The sequence below is a fragment of the Sulfurospirillum multivorans DSM 12446 genome, from assembly GCF_000568815.1.
Lineage (GTDB): Bacteria > Campylobacterota > Campylobacteria > Campylobacterales > Sulfurospirillaceae > Sulfurospirillum > Sulfurospirillum multivorans.
The window spans coordinates 125,838-145,837 of record NZ_CP007201.1 but is presented as its reverse complement, the minus strand read 5'-3'; the positions used below and the strand labels follow the sequence as shown (position 1 = coordinate 145,837).

The following is a 20,000-nucleotide window of genomic DNA, read 5'->3' as shown; positions in this document are numbered from 1 at the left end:
AAGTATCGCAAGGCTCAATGAGCCTTGCGATACTTTACATGTAACCATTCATCCAATACATTCTCACAAAACGAGCTGCGTCCGAAGAGTTAAGATCGTTTCACGTTCTCTCTTTTTTAGCCTCTTTTCTCTTTACATGTAAAATAAATTCCGTATAGCCATTGGGTTGAACTCTTCCTTTAAAAACCAAATCACATGCAGCTTGAAACGCAACACTTTTTTCAAAATGGGGTGCCATTGGTTTATACTGTTGATCATGACTGTTTTGACGATCGACGATTATCGCCATCTTTTTAAACGCCTCTCTCACCTCTGTTTCGCTCACCAATCCATGGTGCAACCAGTTCGCAAGATGTTGGCTTGAAATGCGTAACGTCGCCCTATCTTCCATCAGTTCAACATTGTTAATATCAGGTACTTTAGAGCATCCAACACCTTGATCTATCCATCTCACAACATACCCTAAAATACTCTGGATGTTATTTTCAATCTCTTTGGTTTTCTCCTCTGCGCTCAATGCACGTTTCAAAAGAGGCGGTGTCAGCAATGCTTCCAGTGACGCTTTTTGCCGTGTCATCAGTTCATCTTGTTTTGCCATCACATCCACATAATGATAATGCAACGCATGCAATGTCGCCGCCGTAGGAGAAGGCACCCATGCTGTGGTAGCTCCCGCTTGGGGATGAGCGATTTTGATCTCTACCATCTTTTTCATAGCATCGGGCATCGTCCACATACCTTTCCCAATTTGAGCCTTTCCTTTAAACCCTAAAAGAAGTCCAATATCGACATTTTGGTCTTCATAGGCCTTCAACCAAACTTCTTTTTTCATCTCTTCTTTGGGAACAACGACGCCCAATTCCATGCACGAATGAATTTCATCGCCCGTTCGATCAAGAAATCCTGTATTGATAAAAAAGACGCTCTCTTTTGCCGCTTCAATGCATGCTTGGAGATTGACACTGGTACGCCTCTCCTCATCCATAATGCCCATTTTAATGGTGTATGCAGGAAGCCCCAAAACCTCTTCAACCTGCGCAAAAAGAGTGCTTACAAAAGCTATCTCTTCTGGACCATGGCATTTTGGTTTTACGATATAAACACTCCCCTCCACGCTGTTGCGAATGCCCTCACGTTTACGCACATCATGTATAGCACACAACGTGGTGACAAACGCATCTAAAAAACCCTCGGGAATGGCTTCGCCTCGGTAGGTGATGGTATCGGTGTACATGTGCATTCCCACATTACGAATCAATAACAACACCCTACCTTTGAGCGTGAGTGTTTGTCCATCGGGGGTTAAAAAGTGCTTATCGGGATTGAGGGTACGATGAATCCTTTTGCCTCTGTTTTCAAAATCAACAGACAAATCACCTTTCATTAGTCCATTCCAATTACGATAAATATTCACCTTATCCGCACTGTCTACCGCCGCAACCGAGTCTTCACAATCTTGAATAGCGCTAAGCGCCGATTCTAAAATAACATCCTTGATACCAGCGGCATTGCTCTGCCCTATCGGACTTTTTGCATCGAATTGAATCTCTACATGTAAACCATGATGTTTAAAAACAAGCGAAGTTAACACACCCTCTTTTTCAAGGTAAGCCACCCATTGTTCAGGCACCTTGAGCGTTGTATCAGTTCCTGATAAAAGCGTCATAATTACGGCTTTATCTCGCACTGTAAAGGATTTCACATCACGATAAGAGCCTTGTTTTAACGGGATAATAACATCTAAAAAATCATACGTCAGCGCAAAGACTTTTTCACCTCGCTTGGGGTTATAGTCCTTTTGTTTTTCATACCCCACTGCCTCTTCTACTACGTCGGTTCCATAAAAAACGTCCAATAAACTTCCCCACCGTGCATTGGCGGCATTGAGCGCATAACGGGCATTGTCTGCGGGGACGACTAACTGAGGTGCGGCACAATGAGCGATTTCAGGATCTACATGTAACGGTGCAATGAAAGAAGGTGATGGAGGGGTGATCAGATAATCAATAGAGCGCAAGAAAGCGTGATGTTCCTCAAATGACAACGAAGTACCACGACGCGCTTTATACCACGCATCCAAAGTTGCTTGAAACGCATCTCGTTTGTCTAAAAGGGCTTTGTTTAACGGAGCAAGGCTTTGTACGGTTTGTTCAAACCCACTCCAAAATCGCTCTGGCAAAATACCCGTTTGGGGAAGTGCCTCATTGATCATAAAATCATACAGTACGCTATCAATGGCTAAATGACCTACAAAAATTTTATCTGACACGTTTTGCCTCCTACGAATCTCTCTTTTCGTAAAGGCTAACACAACCGCATGACAATCTTGCGATGTTTGACACAAATGTTCACACACAACGCAACGGTCGTGTAAAAATTACCCAAAAATAATTTTAATAAAACAAGCACCCCATACAACCACAACAATCACGATGCTTAAAAACACAACCGCACTTCCTGCATCTTTCGCGCGCCCTGCCATTTCGTGGTACTCAAGCGTGACCAAATCCGTCACTCGCTCAATGGCACTGTTGATTGCCTCCGCCAAAGGCATTCCCATCAAAGCAATAAACATCAATAGTTTATACGAAAGCTCCAAAGGCACTAAAAAATTCACAGGCAATAAACACAACACAATGATCAATTCCAAGCGAAAAGAGGTCTCATTGACAATAATATCCCTAAGCCCTTTAAGAGCGTAGGTTGTATTTTTTATAAAATGGTATTTAGGTTGATTTCGCACACTAAGCCTTATATCAAAATTTTACATGTAAGGATTGATTACGCTTTGAAACAGATATTTCGCGCCAAATACCACTTCACAATCGCCATCGTCGAATAGTTCATTTCGCGTTGGTCAAAAGGAATGGAACAGACACGCATTTTCGAGCTTATGACGCCGCTTACAAGCGTCAAAAACAGAAAAAAAGCGATGCCTATCCAGATATTGTACACATAGCCTATCCACAGTCCCACAATCAAAGGGATGAAGGTTAACGCACCATAAAGGCTAAACATTAAAATCCTACACCAAAATCCTTTGATCTTGGGAACGAGCTCAAGAATAGGAGGTATCTGCTCCATAGCTACTTAAGATTGGTAAAATTGACAGGAAAGTCAAAATCGCATCCGCGAATCGCTTTGATCGCCTCTTGCAGATCATCGATCGCTTTGCCCTCCACACGTACCACATCGCCTCGAATGGAAGCTTGCACTTTGAGTTTAAGTTCTTTAATCTCTTTGACAATTTTTTTCGCATCTTCACCGGAAATCGCATCAACAATGCTGACGGTGACTTTGGTTTTATTGCCACCTGCGACTTCTCGCTTGGTCTCTTTGAGTGCTTTTGAAGAGATGTCACGTTTAATCGCTTCGGAAATCAATGACTCCACCATAGCATCCGCTTTTGTATCGCTTGTCGTCAACAACGTCACCGTTTTGGCTTTTTCATTGTGTTCAAATTCACACGTAATGCCTTTAAAATCCCATCGATTGGTGATGACTTTTTTAGCTTGCTCATACGCATCTTTAAATTTTTGTTTGTCTATCTCTGCAGTAATGTCAAAACTATGCTCTTTTGCCATTTTTTCTCCTTATAATCTTATCAATAGAGTTCTTGCAGAACTCTTTACACGTCTTTAAAGCAAAGCTCTAAAGACTACGTTAACACTGGGTTCTCTTCGGCAGAGTGCCCACGCACCTTTGGTGCTTTTTCTTCTTACAAAATTAAGTTTTGCAAGAAGTCTCATACTTTAATCGTTAATGCGGTGACCCACAAATTTGGAGAAATTCTCCATAATGAGCCCTCCTCTTCTAAAACCAAGACCACACCCTTCATAAGCAAAGAAGACCCCTGCTTGGTAGGATTTACCTTCATTGTCTTTGGGAAGTTCCACATATTCTTGGTAAATGGGTTTAAAATTGCCATAATCACCCTCAACTTTTGCCATAACAGACATATCGGTATTGTAAATAACCGTGTTAGCACCTTCCCGTCCAAACGCCCGTTTTTCAACCTGTTTTTTGCCTTTTAGTGGCTCATACGATGTCTCTAACAATAGCGGATGGTTAGGAAAAAGATCCCATAGAATTTTCATAAATGCCTTGCTTTGAAACAACAGTGTATAGGCAGGATTGAGAATAATCGCTTTTTGCTCTCGCACAATTTCATCTAAAATAAGAGCTAAATCTCCCTCTTCGATGGCGATATTTTCCCAAGGAATCAATTTAAACCAAAATTCGAAATTTTCATCTTCTTTAAAAATCCCTTCGGCATTAAATCCTACCTCATCCACGTACGCAAAATCGGTATGAAATCCCGCCTCATTTGCGGCTGTTTGAAGTAACCGTGTAGTATTTTCATCTTCAATGTTTCCGCGAATTGAAGAGAACAAAATCTTCCAACCATCGTAATACTCAGCAAAATCTTCTGTATTTCCACCCAGTACAACAAGGCGTTTAAAATTCTCTTTTAGCGCTTCAAAAACGGTATTGAATTGTTTCGCTTCATCCATACCATTGGCTTTAAGCATTGCCCATTGAATAATGGCTGTCTCATAAAGTGAGGTTGGTGTATCGGCATTAAATTCGATGAGTTTAATTGGCTTACCATCCACACCACCTGCAAAATCAAAACGACCATACAGATGCCAATGCACATCATTTGCCCATGAGTTTCTGATCAGTTCCACTAAATTAAAAGGGATGTTTAGCTCATGAAAAAGATTGTTATCGATCACATGCTGACCTGCCTGTGCAAACATATCGTACAGCGTGTTAGCCGCTTCATAATACGCTTCCACTTCATCGTTGCTGACAAGAACAAGCTCGTCCGCAACATACGATGTTTGATCGGCATCGGTATGCCAGTAAAAGCCGATCGACTCTAAAAATTCTCTGCTTAAAGGTTTAATTTTTTCTACATGTAACATGATTAACTTCCTGAACTTCTAGGTACACTTGAAGTACCACTGGATGAAGAGCCACTACTTGAGCCTGAAGAACCAAAGAACCCGCTGCTTTTAGTAGCGCTACTGCTGCCTGATGTTGACATCGGTTTGTTAAAACTGCTGGTACTTCGTGAGTAAGCTTGTGGAGATTTATACGTTGCTGCACGTTGATTTTGAAAATTTTGGTTGTTAAAAAGTTTATTGCCTATCCAACTACCAATCATCGCACCAGCGATACTGGAGAGTAAAATACCACCTAATCCCATTTGACCTGTACCCATGCTTGGATTTGTGAGCGCAGATGTGTTGTTATCAATTTTAGCGGCTTCTTCTTTGACGAGTGCATCAATTTCGGTTTGCGATAAAATACGCTCGCTTCCATCGGGCTTTCGCACAATGACCCGTGTTGTTGAGCTTGGGTATTCTTCTGCGATTTTATACTCACCTGTAGCACTTTCATCGACAATGACCAATGCCCCTTGTGTTTTAGCGGCATCGGATAGAACATTTTTATTCTCATCTTTTTGATCGCACCCTTGCATGCTGGCAATCACAAGCACACCTATGCCTCCGGCAATCATATAGTCTGAAATTTTACGAATATACTTCATTTTTTTATTCTCCCAATATCTCTTTAAGCTTTTTTCCTTTTTTGATAAAAAGTTTGCCATTTTTATCCATCACATCATTCAGCTGACCTACTTTTTTACCTACTTTATCGCTAATATACTGTTTTTCTTTTTTAGAAAATCCTTTTTCCTTAAGATAACTGCGCAAATCTCTCCAGTCACTGTATGCCTCAAACCTATTTTCCAAAACACCACCCTCTTCCTCTTCATCTAAGACATCCGCCTCTTCGAAAGAAAAAGTGTCTTCACTAGGACTCTTTGGCATAGAAGCATCTGTCGTAGATGCGTTAGCCGCTGTGACGGTTTCATTTATGGGAGCATGCACGATTTGGCGATTGGCTAACGTAAGAATGGCTTTGAGCTGTTCATCTCTCTCTTTATAGATCATCTCGATTTTTTCTTTGGATTCGATTAATAAACGCTCTTTATCGGCAATCAGTCGCTCTTTATCTCCTTCTAGCTTCTCGTTTTTAAGCTTCATCTCTTCAAGCTGTAGTTTAAGAAGCTCAACATAAGCACTCTCGGTAGGACTCTGGATTTTGCGCGCAGGCGTTCCTTCTTTGAGACTATTTTTTGTTAGTAAAATGTACTTTACTCCATTTTCAACAACGCTTTGTAACGACCCTCTTCGCAAACGATTGTAGATAGCCTCTTTACTCACGCCTAAAAGCTTTGCCGCCTCAATAACGGTTAGTTTTTTATCCATCTTGTGACCCTTTTGCTAACAAAGAGAAATATATTTGCATTCATGTTATCATAGGTTTGTTTAGTTTATTTTGAGAAAGTTTTTTGGAGAGTGAAGAGAAGAAGCCAAGAAGCTAACTTCTTGGCTGTGTGTGTTAGAGTCTCGACTCGTAACGGCGAAGCATATAAAGTCTTTTCAACTGTTTTTTGCGCGCACTAATTTTATCTTTTTTGCGTTTTTCGGTTGCTGTTTCATAGAAACGTCTTGCACGCACTTCGGTTACAACTAGGTTACGATCAACTTGTTTTTTAAACTTTCTATACGCTTCGTCAAACGAATCGTTAGGATGTACTTTAATTCCTGGCATACTCTATCCACCACCTTTCTGGATGAATTTAGGGTTGCATTTTAGCCAACTCTTTTTACATGTAAGCTTAAAACAACTTATTACTTTTATACTAATACTATATTATTATGAATATTGACGTAGAAATTCAATTTTATATTGACTTTCTACGTCAATATCTGTATACTTTCGTTTATATAAATGATAAAAAGGTGACATTTTTATGAATATTGTCCTTTTAAAAAACAGAAGCGATGATGCTCCCATCATTGTTCAGCAAAAACAGATCATGAAGTACGCTCATCATCACGATCTCAAAATCGATACAACAGAGATTGAGAACTCCGATTCTACGTTGGAGTTAGAAGAGCGTAAAGAGTTTAAAGGTTTTTTACGATCACTTTCCAAAAATGATCATATTATCATTTTTGATCTATCAACCTTTTCCAACAATGTGGAAGAATTAGTCAAAGTATTTGAGTGCTTGCTAACACGTTCCATTTCGATACACATTGCCGATGCAAATGCCTGTATTCATGTTGACTCAAAACCCTTAGTCTTACTGGATCTTCTGGTAAAACAACGCGAGTTCAATAAAAAATTGGACAAAGAAAAAGCGCAAGGAAGACCAAAAGGGCGTATGTCCAAATCCAAATTTGATGCGTATCGTCCTCAAGTGATTGAACTGCTTGAAAATCGCACGTCCATTAGTGAGATTGCAAAAATCTTACATGTAAGCCGTACGTCTTTAAAAGATTATGTCAATTCAAGAGGCTTAAAAGAACTTGTTAAAGCAAAAGCAACCTTACTTCAATCTCCTCGTCAACGACCACTAACACTTACGAAAGCTCAAACCGCGAAAGAGTGCTCACTCATTACGCAAATCATAGATCAACCAGAAGGATTACACCATGAATTGTAATAGCGATTGTTCAACACAACCAATCTATTATAGGATAAAACGCTATGTTGTTTTTGGCATCATTACACTTATTGCACTGATTTTGCCATTTATTACCATAGAGGGGAAACACTTTTTTTTACTGAGTTTTGACAAAAAACAGTTAAATCTTTTTTTTACTGCTTTTGATATGCAAGAACTTTATTTAATGCCTTTTGTTATCATGCTCTTTTTCTTAGGCATCTTTTTTATCACCACCCTTGGTGGTAGAGTTTGGTGCGGCTGGTCATGTCCCCAAACCATTTTCAGAGTTATTTTTCGCGATCTCATCCAGACACAACTCCTAGGAATCCGAAAAAATATTCATAATAAACAAAAAGAGCCCGAGGGTCAAATACTAAAACGCTTTGTAGCAGTGGTCATTTGGGCCTGTTTAGCATTGCTCGCAGCATCGAACTTCTTGTGGTATTTTATTCCACCAGAAGACTTTTTTGTTTACCTTCAAAACCCTCTTGATAATAGCATTATGTATGGCTTTTTGATAGGTATCACTGCTTTTTTAGTGTACGATGTTGTTACGCTTAAAGAAAATTTTTGTGTCTATATTTGCCCTTATGCACGTATTCAATCCGCACTCTTTGATGAAAATACCATCCAAACCATTTATGATGAAAAGCGTGGTGGAAAGATTTACGATGAAAAAGGTCACAAACTCGGAAGCAAACCTCCTTTGGCAACCGATGACTGTACAGGGTGCGAAGCATGTGTTCGCGTCTGTCCAACGCATATTGATATTCGTAAAGGTATGCAATTAGAGTGTATCAACTGTTTAGAGTGTGCGGATGCGTGTACTCCAGTGATGGAAAAATTAGGTAAAACGTCTCTGATCACATGGACAAGCTATAATGCGGCAGAAAAAGGTGTTAAAACACAATATTTCCGCTTTAGAACCATTGCCTATATGGTGGCGCTAAGTATTGCGCTTATCGGACTTTTTGCTATGGGAACGCAAAAAGAGTATATGCTCTTAAATATTAACCGTACCAGCCAACTTTACAAAATGGCAGACGATGGTAAAACTGTTGAAAATGTCTATACCTTCTTGTTTCAAAATACGGATTCAAAAGACCATCTTTATTATTTTGACATTTCCAATAATGATATAAAAATAGAGAAACCAAGCGAGCCTTTTTTACTCAAAGCGGGTGAAAAAGTCAAAAAAGTTGTGATTCTCGTTTCTGTGCCTAAAGAGCTTAAAGTCGAAGGCGAGGATCTTCCTATTACGGTGAAAGCCTTTGCCGTTGATGCAAAAGAGACCATCATTGTAGAACGACATACGATTTTTATCTATCCTAAAAAAAGTGATGTCCAACCTTAGAAAGAGTAAAGTGTGTAAGGAAACTTTTTCCTTACACACTTTTTCAATACTGCAATAGTTATTTTTTATATCTTCATTACTTCTTATTTACAAAACAAGTCTGGATAGTGGAATAAAAAAGTGAAGGTAAAAAAAGGGGCTAGATGATGGTTAAACCACCATCTAGTGTGTAGAGGTATTAAATCGCTGCTTTTGCTTGTTTTACAACGGTTGCAAAGGCTTCAGGGTCATTCATCGCCATATCTGCAAGAATCTTTCTGTCTAAATCAATATTTGCTTTGTTTAGGGCATTGATGAAGCGTGAGTAGCTAATGTCGTTAAGTCTACATGCTGCATTGATACGTGTGATCCAAAGTCTTCTAAAATCTCTTTTCTTTTGTCTTCGATCACGGAATGCATAAACTAAACTTCTCTCTATTTGCTCTTTCGCTTTTCTAAAGTGTTTTCTTCTTCCACTAAAGAAGCCTCTTGCCATCTTTAAAATTTTCTTGTGACGTCTTCTTCTGACGATACCTGTTTTTACTCTTGCCATGGTGTCTCCTTGACCAAATAAATCAATGTCGGTGTCCCGCGGGGGAACTTGCCCTCATAATGAGGGGAACATTACATGTTGGGTGAATGACTCTTGTCAAAAACTCTTTTTAAATTACGCTTTACAAAGCATTAATTTAACGGACTTCTCATCGCGTGCATCAACTGTTTTAGCGACTTTCAAACCACGCATTCTTTTCGATGGTTTTTTAGTAAGAATATGACTTCTAAAGGCAGCGCCTCTTTTGATTCTGTTCTTACCTGCTCTAAAGCGTTTGGCTGCACCGCGTACCGTTTTCATTTTCGGCATGCTTACTCCTTGTGATTATTCTAAAATCTAATGAGGAAATATCCCCTCTAGCGTTAGAAAACGGCTATAATAGCTTAATTTTCCTTAGAGGGGATTAAAAGAGTGGAAAGATTGCGATAAACTGGAGTTACTTTTTAGGAGTCACCAGCATATTAATATAACGTCCTTCAAGCTTTGGCGCTTTCTCGCGTTCGGCGATATCTTCTATGAGTGGCCAAAGAGTCTCTAAAACCTGCTCACCAATCTCTGGATTAGACATCTCACGCCCTTTTAGGAAAACCCTAAAACGAACATGTTTACCCTCTTCTAGAAATTCTCTAGCATGTTTGACTTTATAGTTAACATCATTCGCCGCAATTTTAACAGAAAGTTTGATCTCTTTGATCTCAATAATTTTCTGATTTTTACGCGCTTCTTTTAACTTCTTTTCTTGTTGATACTTAAACTTACCATAGTTCATAATTTTACAAACAGGTGGTTTTGCATCAGGTGCAATTAAAACGAGATCTAATCCTAGCTCGTCTGCTTTCGCAAGAGCTTCATTTCTGGTAATGATGCCATATTGTGTGCCATCATCGCCAACACATCTTACCTCAGCTGCCCTGATTTCGTCGTTTAGCATAACGTCTTTGTCTTTACTCAAAAGTGTACCTCACTAAGTTTATCCTTCATATTTGATATTAATGCTTCTTTTGTCAAATTATACTGTATTCTTTCGCGTCTATCTCTCACTGCAACGCTCTGTCCTTCAACTTCGGCATCACCAATCACCAAAATCATCGGTACACGCATGGTTTCAGCGTTACGAATACGTTTATTCAGACTCTCATTTTTAGAAGAGACCTCAACGTCAATTCCTTCAGCCATCAATGCATTGGCTAATGTTTTCGCATAATCCAAATGCGCATCAGAAATAGGAATAATCACCGCTTGAATTGGCGCTATAAAGAATGGAAACTCACCAGAGGTGTGCTCAATCAAAATACCAATAAAACGCTCAAATGAACCTAAAATGGCACGATGGAGCATTACGGGGCGCGCATGTTCATTGTTGGCATCCACATACGAGATATCAAAACGCTCAGGCAAATTAAAATCAACTTGAATAGTACCACATTGCCATTTACGTTTAAGCGCATCGGTAATTTTGATGTCAATTTTAGGACCATAGAACGCTCCTCCACCTTCATCAATACCGTAATGGATGCCATTTTCATCTAACGCGTTTTTAAGCCCTTCTGTTGCTGCTATCCAGTATTTTTCATCGCCGATTGATTTTTCAGGACGTGTGGAGATCTCCATCTCGTACTTAAATCCAAAAGTCTTCATAATAGAATCGACAAAACTTAAAATTTCTAAAACGTTCTCTTTAATTTGATCCGGTGTACAGAAAATATGTGCATCATCTTGCGTAAATTCACGAACCCTAAAGAGTCCATGAAGTACTCCACTTTTTTCATGACGATGAACAACACCGTACTCAAAGAACTTCAGCGGTAAATCACGGTAACTTCTGACTTCACTTTGGAACACTTTTATATGGCCTAAGCAGTTCATCGGTTTAATACCATATTCTGTTTCATCAATTACTGTAAAATACATGTTTTCACCGTAATTTTGATAATGCCCGCTAATTTTCCACGCTTCTGATTTCAAAATCTCAGGACCACGTACAGGCAAGTAACCACGTTGTCTATGCGCTTTGAATAAAAGTTGCTCTAATTTGCTTCTTAATTTTCCACCATTAGGTAACCAAATAGGAAGTCCTGCGCCTACTTCATCATCAAAGGTAAAGAGTTTAAGTTCATTACCGATTTTACGATGATCGCGCTTCTTCGCCTCTTCAATCATGGTTACATAATCTTTGAGACTCTCTTTATCTGCAAAAGCTATACCGTAGATGCGTGTCAGCATCTCACGTTTTTCATCACCGCCAAGGTAAGCACCCGCGACTTTGATCAATTTAAAAAATCTAAGATATTTGGTATTTGGAACGTGAGGGCCACGACATAAATCTTCAAAATCCCCTTGTTTGTAGATGGAAACTTCACCATCAGGGATGCGAAGCAACACTTCTTGTTTCAGATCATCGTGTTCAAAATGTTTAATAACAGCCGTTTTTGTCGTATAACTTTTTTCAATGGGTAACTTGGCATTAGCAAGTTCTGCCATCTTTTTCTCGATCTCTTTAAGATCAGCATCACCGATCTTTTCATTCACACGAAAATCGTAGTAAAAACCGTCTTCAATGACCGGTCCAACAAAAAATTGTGTATCTTTATACAGCGCTTTGATGGCTTGAGCCATTAAGTGTGCACAGGAGTGACGAATCACTTCAAGAGCCTCTTTAGAGTTGTCAAATAAGATTTTGTCTTCGTAAGTCTTTGAGGAAACAGCAGCGGTTTGGGTGTCGATGATAAGGGCGCCATCTTTGTAGGCTATAACATCATTCATCATAATAAATCCTTTTACTTGTATGAACTCCCAAACAGACGGGAGAACAAAAAAATGGTGGTCGCGAGAGGATTCGAACCTCCGACCACTACCTTGTCGAGGTAGTGCTCTACCAACTGAGCTACGCGGCCACACAATTTAAGAGCTGAGATTATACCAAAAAAAAACGAAAATGCAACGTTTTTTGTGAAAAAATCTTTACATGTAAGATTAAAACACTTTTTTAGGCGCTCTCCATGAACGGTATAAAATCAAAACCACCCCCAAGTCAATCATAACATCGGCAAAATTAAAAACGGCAAATTCAAAGCCATAATGCCAAAAGAAATAATCAACCACTCCGCCATGAATAAACCGATCAAAAATATTGCTAAGCGCAGCTCCTGCGATAATTCCAATAGGAAGCGCGTACATACGAAGTATCTCTTTATTAAAAAATAGGTAAATCCCTAAGCCACCCACTAACAATAACTGTATGTATTTAAGGTACTCTTCTAAAAAGGCAAACATCGAGAAAGCAACGCCTTTATTATAGGTTAGAATTAAAGAAAAAAATTCTCCCTGCCAGCGAAAACCTTCTAAAAAAAACATTTTTATCCATTGATCCGCGAAAAAAATGAAACACCCGACTCCCAAAACAACAATCCAAGCTCTATTCATTTAAGGCACTTTTGAAAAATTTAACGGTTTTTTCCATCTGCTCTTCGAGCGTTTTTTCATCTTGACCTTCCAGTAAAATGCGCAGTAAATTTTCAGTTCCCGAGTAGCGAATCAGCACTCTGATTTTTTTACTTTCCAATTCTGAGACGAGGGTGGTGTAGCCTTTGAGTTCGTTCAGAGGAATTTTATTGTCAATTTTAATATTTTGTTGTAACTGCGGATAAAGCTCAAAAGGATTGAGCAGTTGGCTCACTTTTTTCTTTTCTGTGAGCATACAGTGCATAACAGAAAGTGCTGCAACTAACGCATCGCCTGTTTTGGCAAAATCGGAGAGAATAATATGCCCACTTTGCTCGCCTCCAAAGTTAATTTTTTCCCTGTACAAGGTCTCTAGAACATTTTTATCGCCCACATCACATCGGTACGTTTTAATCCCTGCTTTTTTCAAATAATCTTCTAACGCTTGGTTACTCATAACCGTAACACACACGCCTTTGTTAGTCAGCCTGTTTTGGCTTTGCAAAAAGGTTGCAATCTTCCCTAAAAGCTTATCGCCGTGAATAGGATTTCCATTTTCATCCACAACAACCAGTCTATCGGCATCACCATCAAAGGCAAATCCCACATCTGCTCGCAAGCGTCTCACCTCTTCGCCTAACTCTTCAGGATGCAAAGCACCGCAATTAAGATTGATATTGCTTCCATTCGGATCATCGTGGATCATAATCACATCCGCACCCAGTTCATTAAAAATCGTCGGTGCGACTTTATACGCTGCACCATTGGCAGTATCAAGCACAATGCGCAGCCCTTTAAGGGTTAAGTTTTTTGGAAAGGAGTTTTTGATCTGAACGATATAACGTCCAATAACATCATCGACTCGTTTAGATCGTCCGATGTCAAATTCGATTTTTTGATTGGCTTCAATAAGCTCATCATCAAAATAGATCTTCTCAATCGCCGCTTCTTCCACTTCACCAAGTTTATTGCCCAAAGAGTCAAAAAATTTGATGCCATTATCAAAATAAGGATTGTGTGATGCACTGATCATAATACCCGCGTCACAACGCATGTCTTCGGTTAAAAATGCAATGGCAGGTGTGGGCATAGGTCCAATTTGTCGTACATCGTACCCCACAGCCGTTAAGCCTGAGACAATCGCATTTTCGATCATATAACCACTGCGTCTGGTATCTTTTCCCACTAAGATTTTATTGGTAATGGAGTTTTTACGAAAATAGATCCCAGCAGCCATAGCCAAACGCATTGCCATAAAAGCACTCAGTTTTTTACCTGCTTTGCCTCGTACACCATCAGTTCCAAAAAGTTTCATTGTTTTTCCTGTTTTCTCTTTACATGTAAAATGATACGCAAATTGTAACAAAACTTTTTTAATCTTTACATGTAAAGGGTATAATGGTACTTTAGCACCCTAACACCACGAGGAGAAATGAATGAATTTAGATAAAGTGATCTCTGGATTCTTTATTATTTTAGCCATGACGCTTAACTTTGGATTTTTTTACGGCGATTTGGGCGACCTGGAATTACACAGTAAATATGAACTTTTTGCCGCATTGGTTGTAAATATTATCGCTACAACACTTAAAATTGGTGATAAAACACAATTAGGCTCGGTACTCTTAGCCACCAGTTTAGTTGCTGATATTCAACTCATCGCTTCGGCAACGATTTGGACGGTTGCAGCGTATGCTTACAGTATTGATCGTGAAGTGACCTCGATGATTATCAGCCTCAGTGGAGGCGCACTGCTTGCCAATATTACCAGCGTTTTGCTCTACATCGGTGATACGCTCAAATCCAAGCGCTAGAGAAGCTACGTGAAACACAGCTCACTATGGCTCATTTTACAGCGGATGCGCACCCCTTTTTTGGTGATAATTTTCACATACACACTTTCCATTATTGGTCTTTTACTGATTGATGGGGTTGATAATGAAGGGAATGTGTATCATCTCACTATTTTTGATGCTTTTTATTTTATCAGTTACACCGCTACAACCATTGGCTTTGGAGAGACACCTTTTGTTTTTACCTATCCTCAACGTATTTGGGTCTCGATGTCGATCTTCTTTACCGTAACTGGGTGGTTTTACAGTGTGGGAACCCTCATCGCGCTCTTGCAAAATAAACTTTTTTTAGAAGAGTTTGAAAAAGCCAAATTTACACGTAAAGTGGCATATCTCAAAGAGAAATATATTATTATCTTAGGCTATAACAGCATTACAAGTGAAATTATTAAGAAAGCTAATGAGTATGGTCTTCGTTCGGTTGTGATTGAAAAAGAGGAGCAAAAGAGAGATCATCTGCTTTTGGAAAACTTTACACCGCCTGTTTTTTGCCTCAATGCCGATGCGTACAACCCAGAAGCGCTTGAGCGTGCAGGAATCAAGTCGCCCTATTGCCGCGCGATTGTGAGTCTTTTTGAAAACGATGCCCTCAATCTTCGCATCGCATTAACATCGAAAGTTCTCAACCCCACTATCTTTATGGCAATTAAATCAACCACTAAAAATCAAACAGAAAATCTGATGGATGTGGGAGTTCAAATCATTGAAAATCCTTTTGAGATTATTGCAGAGCACATCAATATGGCAATCAATACGCCGCATAGACTGCGACTGGTGCGCTGGATTTATGGTCTTGGCACCCTTTTTGATCCTCTATTAAGCCTTCCGCATGGCAAATACATTGTTTGTGGATACGGGCGAATGGGAAAAAGTATTTATGAAGTCCTCAAGCAAAATAATTTTGAGATTGCTTTTGCCGAAATTGATCCTCAAAAGATATCTCATCCTAATGCTGCTAGCAACGATCACCCCAAGATCATGATTGGCGATGGAGACGATAAAGAGATCCTCAAACAACTGGGTATTGATAGCTGTGTAGCCATTATTGCAGGAACTGACGATGACACCAATAACCTTTCGATCTTAGCAACCGCCAAAAAGTTGAATCCTCATATTATTACCATCGCGCGCGAAAATGAGCTCGAAGATTTTTCCATTTTCGAAAGCTCCAATATTGATACGATCTTTATTCCCGCCAAAGTGCTGATTAATAAAACGGTGAATGCCATTTTAAATCCTACTTTGGACCTTTTCATTAAACATGTTCACCGTTTAGCAGAAGATGAAGTGATGAGCTTAACCAAAAAACTTTTAGAGATCAATTTGCACCCGCTTCTTTTTACCCTTAAAATTGATGAGGCACAAGCACCAATGCTCGTTCAAAACATTCAAACATTGTCATTCAAGCTCTCATTGCTTAAACGATCGCTCAAAGATAGAAATTTTAATAACAATCTCATTCCTCTTATGCGCGTGCGTCATAAAGAGATTGAGATACTGCCTGATTGGGAAAGTTCTTTGGAGCGAAACGACCTCTTCTTATTTGCAGGTGATGCCAATGCACAAGATCATTTAGAGTACATTGCCAATAATTTTTATGAATTTCACTATGCTTATTATGGAGAAGAGAAGAGTTTTTTAAACAAACTCTGGCAAAAAAAGCCTATTTCGGCGAAAAACCTCTCAAATGGATGAAAAGATTGCTCTTTCTATTTTAAAATGTCCTTAAAATAAGTTCTATTTAATATTTATTTTTATATAATCTACGCCTAAATTTAAAAACGAAAGGCTTATCTATGGCAAACCACAAGTCAGCAGAAAAGCGTATTAGACAAACAAAAAAACGCACTGAAAGAAATAGATTTTATAAAACTAGAATCAAAAATCTAACCCGTGCTGTAAGAGAAGCTGTTGAGGCAGGTGATCAAGCGGCAGCTGAAGTTGCGTTGAAAAATGTGAATAAAAACTTTCACTCTTATGCAGGCAAAGGTATTTTAACTAAAAATACAGCTGCGCGTCGTGTAAGCAGATTGTCACAACTTGTTAATACGCTAGGTAGTGTTGCTGCATAACGTGCGGCAACTCCCTCTTTATTTTAGTCTCCTCTCATGCTGAAAGATAAATTACTCCCATTTCTTGAACGTTACAACGAGCTCTCTACACTTTTAAGTGATCCTAATATCGCTACTGATATTAAAAAAATGACCGCACTTTCTAAAGAGCAGTCAGGATTAGAGAAAATCAAAGATAAAACATTGGAATATCTTTCAACACTAGAGCAAATTGAGGAGAACAAACTTCTTTTTGATGATGAAGAACTCGGTGAACTTGCTAAAGATGAACTTCGAATTCTTGAACCTCGCAAAGAGGAGATTGAAGAAGAGATTAAACTTCTTTTACTCCCAACCGACCCCAATGATGATCGCAATATCTTTTTGGAAATTCGCGCAGGAACAGGTGGCGATGAAGCTGCTATTTTTTCGGCAGATCTTTTCAAATCGTATCTTCGTTACGCTGAAAACCGTGGTTGGAAAGTCGAAGTGGTCTCTTTAAGTGAAGGCGTACTTAACGGCTATAAAGAGGTTATCGCGCTTATTAAAGGGCAGGGTGCTTTTTCACGCCTCAAATACGAAGGCGGTGTACACCGAGTCCAAAGGGTTCCATTAACGGAATCTCAGGGCAGGGTACATACTTCAGCGGTTACCGTTGCGGTTATGCCCGAAGTGGATGATGTTGAAATTGAGATATTGGAAAAAGACCTCAAAATTGATGTTATGAGATCTTCTGGAAATGGCGGTCAATCGGTTAATACGACCGATAGTGCCGTAAGAATCACGCACTTACCCACAGGACTTGTTGTTGTCAATCAAGATGGCAAATCTCAGCACAAAAACAAAGATGCCGCAATGAAAGTTCTTAAAGCAAAGCTTTACGACATGCAGATGCAAGAACGCAATGCCAAAGAGAGTGAAGCGCGAAAAACTCAAGTCGGTTCAGGCGATAGAAGTGCTAGAATTCGAACCTATAACTATCCACAAAACCGCATTACGGACCACAGAGTAGGGCTAACGTTGTACCGTTTGGATGCGATTATGGAAGGTGGCTTGTACGATGAGATTATTGACCCGATTATCACACACTATCAAACTGAGCTTATGAAAGAAGCAAATCTCTAACGTCTATTGATCGTAGATCAGGAGATTGTTTTGCTCAATCATCTCTTTAATCATTTTGTTATACTCTTCTTTTAGTTCTGAATAATTGACCATCGTCTTAGCCGCATCCATTCCCGTATATGCTTTCCCACTGTTACGTGCGATGAGTCTTCTTTCACGAAAGAGGCTGTACGCGTCATTGGTATTGAGATTGAGCATATAGGCGTTAACGGATTTTTGAAGCGAACCAAAAATACGAATCATATGCGTTTTACCAATCATTCGATTTTGAGGCATCAAACCAACACCGGAGTAAGTCCAGTGGCCAAAAAGGTTGTTCGCTTCTCTGGCAAAACGACTCTTTCCCCACCCACTCTCAAGAGAGGCTTGTGCGAGGGCTAATGAAGTTGGAATAACGTCAATACGTTTGAAGTATTCATCCCTGTCAAAGAGCGATTCTATGCCATATTTATTGCGTAATGAGATCAAATAACCTACATTTTGCTGATTAAGCCCCCGAAACGCATCGGGCATTGCTTTGGCAAAAAAATTGGTAATAAACTCACGATCTTTACGAATCTCTTCGTTGCTTTTATCCACAAGAATTTTCATCTGGCGAATAAATTCCTCTTTTTGTTTAGCGCTGTCATCAATCTGATAATACTCTGAAGATAAACCTCCTGCATGAAGTACGCTTTGCAAAAGCAGACACGAGGCGATCAAAAAAGTAGAAAATACTTTCACGAAATTAGAGGTCCAACACCGTTTCAAAGACTTTTTGAACGCTACCTTTGAAAAAAAGTTTTTGATCCACAATACGCAAACTTAACTCATCACCACTGATAGGGTAAATCGTAGCGCTCGTCCCGACGAGTTTTTGACGATACGCACTGTAAAAACATGCCGCCATGCCCGTCCCACATGCCAAAGTCTCATCTTCGACCCCACGCTCATACGTTCTTACATGTAAAGCATTTTTTTCAAGTCTCGCGTAATTGACATTGGCATTGTATTTGTAGCGCATTTGGCGTGCAATCACTTTGTCAAAACAGCCAATATCCTCAACGAATGTCACCAAATGAGGCACTCCTGTATCGCAAAAATGCCATGTTAGCCCATTTTCTTCGAAGGATTCGCTGAGCACTTTGGGCGTTGTCAACTCTGTTTCGACCACATCGTTTTCGACCACGGAAGTAATCACCCCAGCGCCTGTTAAAAAACGCATCGAAGCGTCTGCAAGCTGATTCGTAAACGCATAATGTGCACAAGCACGCGTACCATTACCACACATCGAAGCGATGCTGCCATCGTTATTGTAAAATTGCCATTTAAAGTCATATTCACTGTGGGGAAGCAACACAATTAATCCATCTGCACCCACACCTTTTTGTCTATCGCAGAGCTGTTGGGCGAGTGTGCTTCGATCCACCTCAACAAAAGTATGAAAAATAATAAAATCATTTCCATTCGCATTATATTTTGCAATGTGCATAGATACCTCGTACAAATTTGATAAATTTTTCGATTTCACTCTCTAAGAATTTCATATCAAAGGAGTTGTTAATCAGAAAATCAGCTAAGATTTTCTTCTCTTCAATGCTAATTTGCGCATCAATGCGCTTTTGCGCCTCTTCTTTGGTAAAGTTTTCCCGCACCATTAACCGTTTGCGCTGAACCTCAACAGGTGCATAGACGACAGCGACGAGCTTACACGCGTAGCCATCACTCTCAAAATAGAGCGGAATATCGATGATATAAGGCTTCTGCTTCGCTTCTAACAGGTCACAACGTCTGAAAATCTCTTGACGAATCAACGGATGCAAAAAAGCATTGAGTTTTTCACGCTCTTTTTTATCATTAAAAATCAATGCACCAAGTGCTTTACGATCAATCGTGCCCTCTTTAATGACACGATCCCCAAAAAGTGCTTCCACCTCTTTTACATGTAAAGGTAAAACCTCTTTTGCGATGACGTCCGCGTCAATCACATCAAAACCATGTGATTTTAGCATTGACGAGACCGTACTTTTGCCAGTGGCAATCCCACCCGTTAAAACAATCGCATGTTCATACGCCATAGAATCCTAACACCTTTTGCTATTTTTATAACGATTTTAACATACTTTTGTTA

Annotated in this window: 23 protein-coding genes and 1 tRNA gene; 6 read left to right on the top strand and 18 right to left on the bottom strand. The window is 39.6% G+C overall.

Annotated features, from left to right (window positions below):
• Positions 1-100: 100 nt before the first annotated feature.
• From SMUL_RS00740 to rpsU, 8 genes are all read right to left on the bottom strand, one after another.
• Complete coding sequence (locus SMUL_RS00740; RefSeq protein ID WP_025343354.1) at positions 101-2,269, bottom strand: malate synthase G; 2,169 nt, start codon at positions 2,267-2,269, stop codon at positions 101-103.
• A 108-nt stretch (positions 2,270-2,377) separates the two neighbouring features.
• Entirely contained in the window at positions 2,378-2,743 is a 366-nt protein-coding gene (locus SMUL_RS00735; RefSeq protein ID WP_025343353.1) for a diacylglycerol kinase, read from the bottom strand.
• A gap of 38 nt (positions 2,744-2,781) precedes the next feature.
• A complete protein-coding gene (locus tag SMUL_RS00730) occupies positions 2,782-3,018 on the bottom strand; it encodes a hypothetical protein (protein WP_223809740.1) in 237 nt (78 codons plus the stop codon).
• 68 nt (positions 3,019-3,086) lie between these two features.
• Positions 3,087-3,584 carry a YajQ family cyclic di-GMP-binding protein gene (locus SMUL_RS00725; protein ID WP_025343351.1) on the bottom strand — a complete coding sequence of 166 codons (498 nt, stop codon included), beginning with the start codon at positions 3,582-3,584 and terminating at the stop codon, positions 3,087-3,089.
• 168 nt (positions 3,585-3,752) lie between these two features.
• Positions 3,753-4,931: a glutathionylspermidine synthase family protein gene (locus tag SMUL_RS00720; RefSeq protein WP_025343350.1), complete on the bottom strand. Its 1,179-nt coding sequence runs from the start codon at positions 4,929-4,931 to the stop codon at positions 3,753-3,755.
• Between the two features lie 2 nt (positions 4,932-4,933).
• Positions 4,934-5,560: a UPF0323 family lipoprotein gene (locus SMUL_RS00715; RefSeq protein ID WP_025343349.1), complete on the bottom strand. Its 627-nt coding sequence runs from the start codon at positions 5,558-5,560 to the stop codon at positions 4,934-4,936.
• Between the two features lie 4 nt (positions 5,561-5,564).
• Positions 5,565-6,284: a helix-turn-helix domain-containing protein gene (locus tag SMUL_RS00710; protein WP_025343348.1), complete on the bottom strand. Its 720-nt coding sequence runs from the start codon at positions 6,282-6,284 to the stop codon at positions 5,565-5,567.
• Between the two features lie 133 nt (positions 6,285-6,417).
• Complete coding sequence (gene rpsU / locus SMUL_RS00705) at positions 6,418-6,630, bottom strand: 30S ribosomal protein S21 (RefSeq protein ID WP_025343347.1); 213 nt, start codon at positions 6,628-6,630, stop codon at positions 6,418-6,420.
• Positions 6,631-6,832: 202 nt separating this feature from the next.
• Here rpsU and SMUL_RS00700 point away from each other — a divergent pair, with 202 nt between their 5' ends.
• Positions 6,833-7,531 (top strand): recombinase family protein, encoded by a 699-nt coding sequence (locus SMUL_RS00700; RefSeq protein WP_025343346.1) that lies wholly within the window; start codon positions 6,833-6,835, stop codon positions 7,529-7,531.
• Positions 7,521-8,888 (top strand): cytochrome c oxidase accessory protein CcoG, encoded by a 1,368-nt coding sequence (ccoG, locus tag SMUL_RS00695; RefSeq protein WP_025343345.1) that lies wholly within the window; start codon positions 7,521-7,523, stop codon positions 8,886-8,888. Before SMUL_RS00700 ends, ccoG begins: the two co-directional genes overlap by 11 nt.
• Positions 8,889-9,066: 178 nt before the next feature.
• Here the strand turns inward: ccoG and rplT are convergent, their stop codons facing one another.
• From rplT to glmM, 7 genes are all read right to left on the bottom strand, one after another.
• Positions 9,067-9,420, bottom strand: coding sequence for a 50S ribosomal protein L20 (rplT, locus tag SMUL_RS00690; RefSeq protein WP_025343344.1), 354 nt, complete (start codon positions 9,418-9,420; stop codon positions 9,067-9,069).
• 114 nt (positions 9,421-9,534) lie between these two features.
• Complete coding sequence (rpmI, locus tag SMUL_RS00685; protein WP_025343343.1) at positions 9,535-9,729, bottom strand: 50S ribosomal protein L35; 195 nt, start codon at positions 9,727-9,729, stop codon at positions 9,535-9,537.
• Positions 9,730-9,856: 127 nt separating this feature from the next.
• The gene (gene infC, locus SMUL_RS00680; protein WP_025343342.1) at positions 9,857-10,372 is read right to left on the bottom strand and encodes a translation initiation factor IF-3; all 516 of its coding nucleotides are present in this window, start codon (positions 10,370-10,372) and stop codon (positions 9,857-9,859) included.
• Positions 10,369-12,186, bottom strand: coding sequence for a threonine--tRNA ligase (gene thrS / locus SMUL_RS00675; RefSeq protein WP_025343341.1), 1,818 nt, complete (start codon positions 12,184-12,186; stop codon positions 10,369-10,371). Before thrS ends, infC begins: the two co-directional genes overlap by 4 nt.
• A gap of 52 nt (positions 12,187-12,238) precedes the next feature.
• Positions 12,239-12,314 (bottom strand) — tRNA-Val (locus SMUL_RS00670).
• 79 nt (positions 12,315-12,393) lie between these two features.
• Entirely contained in the window at positions 12,394-12,843 is a 450-nt protein-coding gene (gene lspA, locus SMUL_RS00665; RefSeq protein ID WP_025343340.1) for a signal peptidase II, read from the bottom strand.
• Positions 12,836-14,176 carry a phosphoglucosamine mutase gene (glmM, locus tag SMUL_RS00660; RefSeq protein WP_025343339.1) on the bottom strand — a complete coding sequence of 447 codons (1,341 nt, stop codon included), beginning with the start codon at positions 14,174-14,176 and terminating at the stop codon, positions 12,836-12,838. Before glmM ends, lspA begins: the two co-directional genes overlap by 8 nt.
• A gap of 121 nt (positions 14,177-14,297) precedes the next feature.
• Here glmM and SMUL_RS00655 point away from each other — a divergent pair, with 121 nt between their 5' ends.
• From SMUL_RS00655 to prfA, 4 genes are all read left to right on the top strand, one after another.
• On the top strand, positions 14,298-14,675 hold the full coding sequence (locus SMUL_RS00655) for a DUF6394 family protein (protein ID WP_025343338.1): 378 nt from the start codon (positions 14,298-14,300) through the stop codon (positions 14,673-14,675).
• 9 nt (positions 14,676-14,684) lie between these two features.
• Positions 14,685-16,409, top strand: coding sequence for a potassium channel family protein (locus SMUL_RS00650; RefSeq protein WP_025343337.1), 1,725 nt, complete (start codon positions 14,685-14,687; stop codon positions 16,407-16,409).
• Between the two features lie 101 nt (positions 16,410-16,510).
• Positions 16,511-16,786, top strand: coding sequence for a 30S ribosomal protein S20 (rpsT, locus tag SMUL_RS00645; RefSeq protein ID WP_025343336.1), 276 nt, complete (start codon positions 16,511-16,513; stop codon positions 16,784-16,786).
• Between the two features lie 36 nt (positions 16,787-16,822).
• On the top strand, positions 16,823-17,890 hold the full coding sequence (gene prfA, locus SMUL_RS00640; protein ID WP_025343335.1) for a peptide chain release factor 1: 1,068 nt from the start codon (positions 16,823-16,825) through the stop codon (positions 17,888-17,890).
• A gap of 3 nt (positions 17,891-17,893) precedes the next feature.
• On the opposite strand, the gene SMUL_RS00635 is transcribed toward prfA, so the two are convergent.
• From SMUL_RS00635 to coaE, 3 genes are read right to left on the bottom strand one after another with little or no spacing between them, the layout of a single operon-like run.
• Complete coding sequence (locus tag SMUL_RS00635; protein ID WP_025343334.1) at positions 17,894-18,613, bottom strand: glucosaminidase domain-containing protein; 720 nt, start codon at positions 18,611-18,613, stop codon at positions 17,894-17,896.
• A 4-nt stretch (positions 18,614-18,617) separates the two neighbouring features.
• Positions 18,618-19,361 carry a diaminopimelate epimerase gene (gene dapF / locus SMUL_RS00630; RefSeq protein WP_025343333.1) on the bottom strand — a complete coding sequence of 248 codons (744 nt, stop codon included), beginning with the start codon at positions 19,359-19,361 and terminating at the stop codon, positions 18,618-18,620.
• Positions 19,342-19,947: a dephospho-CoA kinase gene (gene coaE / locus SMUL_RS00625; RefSeq protein ID WP_025343332.1), complete on the bottom strand. Its 606-nt coding sequence runs from the start codon at positions 19,945-19,947 to the stop codon at positions 19,342-19,344. Before coaE ends, dapF begins: the two co-directional genes overlap by 20 nt.
• Between the last annotated feature and the right edge of the window lie 53 nt (positions 19,948-20,000).

Bases quoted from the DNA above. Each gene is read 5' to 3' on its own strand.
- glmM (WP_025343339.1), bottom strand. From the start codon at position 14,176: ATGAAACTTTTTGGAACTGATGGTGTACGAGGCAAAGCAGGTAAAAAA.
- SMUL_RS00730 (WP_223809740.1), bottom strand. From the start codon at position 3,018: ATGTTTAGCCTTTATGGTGCGTTAACCTTCATCCCTTTGATTGTGGGA.
- SMUL_RS00725 (WP_025343351.1), bottom strand. From the start codon at position 3,584: ATGGCAAAAGAGCATAGTTTTGACATTACTGCAGAGATAGACAAACAA.
- coaE (WP_025343332.1), bottom strand. From the start codon at position 19,947: ATGGCGTATGAACATGCGATTGTTTTAACGGGTGGGATTGCCACTGGC.
- rpsU (WP_025343347.1), bottom strand. From the start codon at position 6,630: ATGCCAGGAATTAAAGTACATCCTAACGATTCGTTTGACGAAGCGTAT.
- rpmI (WP_025343343.1), bottom strand. From the start codon at position 9,729: ATGCCGAAAATGAAAACGGTACGCGGTGCAGCCAAACGCTTTAGAGCA.
- SMUL_RS00710 (WP_025343348.1), bottom strand. From the start codon at position 6,284: ATGGATAAAAAACTAACCGTTATTGAGGCGGCAAAGCTTTTAGGCGTG.
- lspA (WP_025343340.1), bottom strand. From the start codon at position 12,843: ATGAATAGAGCTTGGATTGTTGTTTTGGGAGTCGGGTGTTTCATTTTT.
- SMUL_RS00655 (WP_025343338.1), top strand. From the start codon at position 14,298: ATGAATTTAGATAAAGTGATCTCTGGATTCTTTATTATTTTAGCCATG.
- prfA (WP_025343335.1), top strand. From the start codon at position 16,823: ATGCTGAAAGATAAATTACTCCCATTTCTTGAACGTTACAACGAGCTC.
- SMUL_RS00715 (WP_025343349.1), bottom strand. From the start codon at position 5,560: ATGAAGTATATTCGTAAAATTTCAGACTATATGATTGCCGGAGGCATA.
- rpsT (WP_025343336.1), top strand. From the start codon at position 16,511: ATGGCAAACCACAAGTCAGCAGAAAAGCGTATTAGACAAACAAAAAAA.
- rplT (WP_025343344.1), bottom strand. From the start codon at position 9,420: ATGGCAAGAGTAAAAACAGGTATCGTCAGAAGAAGACGTCACAAGAAA.
- dapF (WP_025343333.1), bottom strand. From the start codon at position 19,361: ATGCACATTGCAAAATATAATGCGAATGGAAATGATTTTATTATTTTT.
- thrS (WP_025343341.1), bottom strand. From the start codon at position 12,186: ATGATGAATGATGTTATAGCCTACAAAGATGGCGCCCTTATCATCGAC.
- SMUL_RS00720 (WP_025343350.1), bottom strand. From the start codon at position 4,931: ATGTTACATGTAGAAAAAATTAAACCTTTAAGCAGAGAATTTTTAGAG.
- ccoG (WP_025343345.1), top strand. From the start codon at position 7,521: ATGAATTGTAATAGCGATTGTTCAACACAACCAATCTATTATAGGATA.
- SMUL_RS00700 (WP_025343346.1), top strand. From the start codon at position 6,833: ATGAATATTGTCCTTTTAAAAAACAGAAGCGATGATGCTCCCATCATT.